The organism is Vibrio sp. 1288, assembly GCF_033344475.1.
On sequence record NZ_JAWPOX010000069.1, the window covers coordinates 1 to 6,369 of the forward strand.

The 6,369-nt window shown below is 42.7% G+C and carries 5 protein-coding genes and 4 tRNA genes; 6 read left to right on the forward strand and 3 right to left on the reverse strand.

Features of this window, described 5'->3' with window-relative positions; all coding sequences use genetic code 11:
- Positions 1-706: 706 nt before the first annotated feature.
- Together pssA and R8O11_RS24440 are read right to left on the reverse strand one after the other, a co-directional pair.
- On the reverse strand, positions 707-2,047 hold the full coding sequence (pssA, locus tag R8O11_RS24435; RefSeq protein WP_033907507.1) for a CDP-diacylglycerol--serine O-phosphatidyltransferase: 1,341 nt from the start codon (positions 2,045-2,047) through the stop codon (positions 707-709).
- A gap of 71 nt (positions 2,048-2,118) precedes the next feature.
- Positions 2,119-2,550 carry a GNAT family N-acetyltransferase gene (locus R8O11_RS24440; RefSeq protein ID WP_031781233.1) on the reverse strand — a complete coding sequence of 144 codons (432 nt, stop codon included), beginning with the start codon at positions 2,548-2,550 and terminating at the stop codon, positions 2,119-2,121.
- Positions 2,551-2,651: 101 nt separating this feature from the next.
- Between R8O11_RS24440 and murB the strand changes: the two genes are divergently transcribed.
- A complete protein-coding gene (murB, locus tag R8O11_RS24445) occupies positions 2,652-3,695 on the forward strand; it encodes a UDP-N-acetylmuramate dehydrogenase (protein ID WP_033907506.1) in 1,044 nt (347 codons plus the stop codon).
- Positions 3,692-4,657: a bifunctional biotin--[acetyl-CoA-carboxylase] ligase/biotin operon repressor BirA gene (birA, locus tag R8O11_RS24450; protein ID WP_033907505.1), complete on the forward strand. Its 966-nt coding sequence runs from the start codon at positions 3,692-3,694 to the stop codon at positions 4,655-4,657. Before murB ends, birA begins: the two co-directional genes overlap by 4 nt.
- 7 nt (positions 4,658-4,664) lie before the next feature.
- Here the strand turns inward: birA and coaA are convergent, their stop codons facing one another.
- The gene (gene coaA / locus R8O11_RS24455) at positions 4,665-5,588 is read right to left on the reverse strand and encodes a type I pantothenate kinase (protein ID WP_005388683.1); all 924 of its coding nucleotides are present in this window, start codon (positions 5,586-5,588) and stop codon (positions 4,665-4,667) included.
- A gap of 205 nt (positions 5,589-5,793) precedes the next feature.
- On the opposite strand from coaA, the gene R8O11_RS24460 reads away from it, so the two are divergent.
- From R8O11_RS24460 to R8O11_RS24475, 4 genes are all read left to right on the forward strand, one after another.
- Positions 5,794-5,869 (forward strand) — tRNA-Thr (locus R8O11_RS24460).
- Positions 5,870-5,905: 36 nt separating this feature from the next.
- Positions 5,906-5,990 (forward strand) — tRNA-Tyr (locus R8O11_RS24465).
- A gap of 35 nt (positions 5,991-6,025) precedes the next feature.
- A tRNA-Gly gene (locus tag R8O11_RS24470) sits at positions 6,026-6,100 on the forward strand.
- 13 nt (positions 6,101-6,113) lie between these two features.
- Positions 6,114-6,189, forward strand: a tRNA-Thr gene (locus R8O11_RS24475).
- Positions 6,190-6,369 lie beyond the last annotated feature (180 nt).

Consider the following 6,369-nt stretch of genomic DNA (forward strand, 5'->3'; position numbering starts at 1 on the left):
GGGGTCGCGGGTTCGAGTCCCGTCCACTCCGCCACTTATATTAAGCCTCAGTCGAAAGACTGAGGCTTTTTTCGTTTCTACTGCGGCGTTTCCCTGAAGTGTGTTTACACCTAACTAGACTACTCCCCATAATCCCTACTAAGCGAACTCTGCGTGATTACACACTAGGCTTTAATTAATATAGGCCGTTGATGCTGTGGAAAGACAATATGACCTACAAACAAACCTAAGTAATCTATGGTATTCAAAGGCGTTCAACGGCTTGAATCTTGATGAGAAAGAAAAAACGAACTGTGCGCATAATCCAGAAAAGCGTCATATATACCCCCAATCTCTCCTGGCTCAAAAATCAAACGACTTGAAAAGAATTGGAAGGTGAAAGATTGAAGGAGCTCTTCATTAGCGAGGTGATGATTTTCGACGCTGAACATTTGATGAGTCTCAGAAAAAATATATCGCCAAGGGGTAAGAAGCGCCAGAACAGAGAGGGGGAGCTTAGCTCGAGGCTGTAAGCTATGCGGAATAACTCACAAACGTCAAAGCTCAAACCCATTAAGAGAGTCGCTCTAGATCTAAGTGGTTATGTGCTCACTAGCGGTACTAGAAAATAGTTAAGTATTCCAAATGGATTATATGAAAAAGCCAACTGCTAAAGCGGTTGGCTTAGTATAAAAATCTCGACGTACTTTAGAGCGAGAAATGATGTCTAAAGAATACGCTTTAAAACACCATCTGCCTTTAGGCGGGTAATTTTTCTGACCAGTCGCTGTACCCCTATAGGATAGTCTTCTACTTTCTCTAATTGCTTATAAGTACAGATAAGGTGAGTATGCTCAAGAATACGCGAAACTTCGTCTTCAAACTTCTCAGTGAGCTTCGCATAATTGTCTTGTATGAGTAGTCCATTTTCTAGGTCGAGTGACCAAGCACGTGGATTTAAGTTATTCCCAGTAAGTAGCATATAGCGTTTATCAACCCAAATACCCTTAAGGTGGAAGCTGTTATTGTCATGCTTCCATAGGTGAATTGACAATTTACGTGCGGCGATATTCGCTTCATTGGTTTTCGCAAAGCGACGTAAATTCACTTCGTAAAGATATGGAAGTCCGCCAATGGTTTTAAAGTCTTCCTCAGGTGCAATGTAAAAGTCGTTGGCGGTTTTATCACCCACAACAATAGTTACTTTCACACCACGCTTCATGGCTCGTTTCACTTCACGATGAAGTGCTTTAGGGAAGTTAAAGTAAGGCGTACAAATGAAAATTTCGTCTTGGGCTGCTGCCAATAACTTTACAATCTGTTGATTGAGTAGATTACGGCGTTTGCCTAGCCCAACTAACGGAGTGACTTTTACGCTTTCTTCTGTTGCAGCTTGGTCTTCAAACTTATAATTGGCTTGAGCAAGAGAAGCCCTCAGTTGGCGAATCGCCGACTTAATTTCTTTGGTTTCTGGCTTATCTTTTCCTGCAAGATCATTAACGGCAGGGTGAGCAATCATTTCTTCCTGAATGAATTGCACCATTGAATTCGCTAAAGATTCATGTCGAATCACATGGTAACGATCAAATCGATAACGTTCATGATAATGGAGATAAACGTTATTTAAGCTCGCCCCACTGTAGATAACAGTATCATCGACAATGAAGCCTTTTAAATGCAGTACCCCAAAAACTTCTCTGCCACGCACTGGTATGCCATAGACAGGGATTGGGTGTTGGTATTTGCTGGCATATGCTTTGTAAAGCGCTGAATTACCCTCAGATGTCTCCGCACCAATCAGGCCACGCTGCGCTCGATGCCAGTCGACACAGATATTGATGTCCAACCCAGGATTGCGCTGTTTCGCTTCATAAAGCGCAGTGAGAATTTCACGTCCAGCTTCATCATCTTCCAGATATAGAGCGACTAGGTAAATTCGCGACGTTGCTTTGCTGATAGCATCTAAAAGACGGGTTCTGAATGATTCTGCTGAATACAGAACATCAAAGTCTTCCGGATTGACAGCGAGACTTGGCAACTGTTCGAATGGATTCCTACTTACTATCATATCGGTATGAGTACCTTAGTTTAGTGCAATATTGCGAACCTGCCATTTTATCAAAGATATGATTTACCTGGCTACAAAAGCACGCGTTTTGATGTCGTTGAAGAGATGAATTGCATTGGAATGAGATCTTTACCGCTATCTACATAACGTTGAAATGCCATTTTTAGCGGGTGTGGTAGCTCAGAGCAATCAATTGTTGTGAATCCATGCTTGGAATAATAGGATTCGAGATGTGTAAACGCGAAGCAATAATCGCCATCAGTGAAAACATTGTTTTTACAATGAGTTAGTAGTTCTTTTCCAATCCCTGTTCCCCTAACTTTCGGAATGACCAACATTCCTGTCAATAGACGAACTTTATCTACACTTTTTAAACGTAGTAACGCAATGATTTCACCTTTATGGCTTGCTGTAATGATCAATTCATCTTTTTTGGCTCGACCCGCAGGGTAATACGCTTTGTATAGTTTCTTAATGAGGGGGAGCTTGATGGGATTTAACACTTCTATGATTAATGAGTCTGGTATTGTCACTGCGGTTAAAAGATAACTAATGTAGAATGTCGACAGTTTAAGAGAATCTTATCTGGTGTTGCAAACCTACTATGCAAATTAAAACAAATGCGAGCCTAAAGGCTTACCATACTTTTGGAATTGAACAATCGTGTTCCTATTTAGCTATCGTTGAGTCGCTTGAAGATGTTATTGAGCTATTTCAAAACCCAAGATTCACCCATTTACCGAAACTTTTTTTAGGTAAAGGAAGTAATGTTCTTTTTACAGAACATTTTGAGGGATTAGTGATTGTTAATCGAATCATGGGTAAAGAAGTCACGGAAACGGATGAGCACTACCTATTACATATTGCCGGTGGTGAAGATTGGCCTGAATTGGTTTCCTGGTGTGTGAATCAGGGGATCGGTGGGATCGAGAACTTAGCTTTGATTCCAGGTTGTGCTGGCTCGGCTCCTATTCAGAACATTGGTGCGTATGGCCTAGAGCTAAAAGACATCTGTGATTATGTAGATGTTCTTGATCTAACTACGTTTGAAAACAAAAGAATGCACGCCCAAGACTGTGAGTTTGCCTATAGGGATTCCATATTTAAACATGCGTTGCACGGAAAGTGCTTTATCACCGCATTAGGGCTTAAGTTGGCGAAGCAATGGCAGCCGATTAACCAGTACGGTCCTTTACAAAGTATCCCAGAAGAACAACTCAGCCCTGCTTCTATCTTCGAACGAGTATGCCAAGTGCGAAAGGCAAAACTGCCAGATCCAACCAAGATAGGTAACGCAGGTAGTTTCTTTAAAAACCCAGTGATCACGCAAGATCACTATGATCGACTCACAAAAAAATACCCTAACGTAGTGGCCTACCCAGCTTCTGGAGGAATGAAAATTGCTGCTGGTTGGCTTATCGATCAGTGTGGATTAAAAGGGAAGTCTGTACACGGTGCGCAGGTCAACCCTATGCAAGCTTTGGTTTTGACCAACATGGATAATTGTAGTGCTGATGACATTGTCGCGCTTGCTTCTTTAGTGAAGCAGACGGTATGGGATAAATACCAAATCATACTTGAGCATGAAGTACGCTTTCTCAATCGTACCGGGGAGACGAATTTGACTCAGATCGAGGCATCTAGATGAGAAAAGATCACTCTACGAAACTTCATATTTTAAGGTTATTAAGTGATGGAGAGTTTCATTCAGGAGAAGCGTTGGGCGACGATCTTAATGTTTCCAGAGCGGCAATCGCTAAGCACATTAAAGGTCTTAGTGAATGGGGTATTGATATTTATCGAGTGCAAGGGCGTGGTTACCAATTAGCTTCACCATTGCAGTTGTTAGACGAGACACTCCTGACCACTAGCTCGGAGTCACTTGTTGAACTTGTCCCTGTGATTGACTCAACGAACCAGTATTTGCTCGACAGAGTCGTGGATTCGGAAAAGGGCCGTGTTTGTATTGCTGAATATCAAGCACAAGGGCGTGGTCGCCGCGGTAGACAATGGGTCTCACCGTTTGGCTCTAACTTATATCTCTCTATGTATTGGCGACTGGATGCGGGAATGGCTGCGGCAATGGGCTTGAGCTTGGTGATTGGGATTGCCGCAGTGGAAGCTCTGGAAGAAGTAGGCATGCAAGGTGTTAAACTCAAGTGGCCGAATGACTTGTATTATCAAGATAAAAAACTGGCCGGAATCTTGGTTGAAATGTCGGGTCAGGCCGGTGGGGCTGCTCATCTAGTGATTGGGATGGGCCTGAATATTGGAATGCCTGACGACCAGCCTGAGATTGACCAGCCATGGACCACGTTGAACCAAGTAAATCAGAGTCTCAAGATCGATAGAAATGTTCTAGCAATGACACTTATCAAGCATTGGAATTCCGCACTTGTCGAATATGAAATGAAAGGACTTACTGGCTTTATCGAACGTTGGAATCGGTTAGACAATTTCCTTAATCGTCAGGTCAAACTGCTTATTGGTCCTAGAGAGGTATATGGCGTCGTTCGAGGCATCGATCATCAAGGTGGAATATTAATTGAAACCTCCCAAGGACTAGAGACTTATATTGGTGGTGAAATCTCGTTGCGTAAAAGTGACTAATCTTCGATTACTTTCGCAACGAGACTTTATCAACCAAGTGGTTAACGCCTTTGTGTAGAATCAAGTGGGCTCTCTCACGAGTTGGAAGAATATTCAATTCTAAATTGAGCCCATTAATATCATGCCAAATTTGCTTCGCTTTTTTCTTTGCGTCATCGACAGAGAGTTGTGTGTAGTGGCTAAAATAAGATCCAGGTTTCGTAAAGGCCCCTTGGCGAAACTTTAAAAAGCGTTCTACATACCAATGTTCAATGGTCTCTGTTTCTGCGTCGACATAAATTGAAAAATCTAAAAAGTCAGAGACGAAGACACGATGCGGGTCATGTGGATAGTCCATTCCACTTTGCAGAACGTTTAAACCTTCAATAATAAGAACATCCGGTCTATCCACTTTTCTTAGTTCATCAGTAATGTCATACGTGATGTGAGAGTAGATGGGTACTTCAAGATCGGGCTTTCCTGCCTTTACGTCAGACATGAACTCGACTAAACGCTTGATATCATAGGATTCAGGGAAGCCTTTACGATGCATGATACCGCGTTCTTCTAGTACTTTTTTCGGATATAGGAAGCCATCTGTTGTAACCAAGGAGACTTTGGGATGATTCTCCCAACGAGAAAGCAATGCCGTTAGAATACGAGCAGTCGTACTTTTGCCTACAGCAACACTGCCAGCGATACCAATTACGAAAGGGGGAGCATGTTCCTCTGTATTTAAGAATTGTTGTAATACGGAATTGCGGCTTTGACGAGCTTGGACATACAGATTCAAAAGACGAGACAAAGGAAGGTAGATCTCTACCGCTTCCTCCATGGTTAGGTTTTCATTAATGCCCTGAAGCGCAGTCAAGTCGTCTTCAGAAAGTGTCATCGGTACAGAGTTTCTTAACTCGGCCCAATTTGCACGGTCAAATGACAAAAATGGACTCATGGGTCTCTTTTATCCTTGGTTTAATAGAAGCAAGAACATACATCAAGCGAACTTCAAAGCAAACGACAAAGGTCGAAGTTTGCTTTAAAAAAGCTAAGTTTGTACGAATTTGCAGCAAACGAATCTAAAAAATCGAAATTTATGATTTTTTTTCAAATTACTATTGCAACCTAGAAAATCATTCAATAGAATGCGCACCACTTATGCCGACTTAGCTCAGTAGGTAGAGCAACTGACTTGTAATCAGTAGGTCACCAGTTCGATTCCGGTAGTCGGCACCATTCTTTCCTTTAGTAGTCTGAATGGCTTGAAAATTTGGAGGGGTTCCCGAGTGGCCAAAGGGAGCAGACTGTAAATCTGCCGGCACTGCCTTCGATGGTTCGAATCCGTCCCCCTCCACCATATTCTTTAGGAAATAGCTCTCAGAGTTACGTGTTGCGGGCATCGTATAATGGCTATTACCTCAGCCTTCCAAGCTGATGATGCGGGTTCGATTCCCGCTGCCCGCTCCACTCTAATTTGAGTGCTGATATAGCTCAGGTGGTAGAGCGCATCCTTGGTAAGGATGAGGTCGGCAGTTCGAGTCTGCCTATCAGCACCAGCTCTCAAGTTTATTTCCTTTTGATATTAGATTTACCAATTATCTTTTTTTGGTTGCGTGGTCAATTTGGGCCACCTAAATCCGTACCTAGAGGGACCACTCATGTCTAAAGAAAAATTTGAACGTACGAAACCGCACGTTAACGTTGGTACTATCGGCCACGTTGACCACGGTAAAACA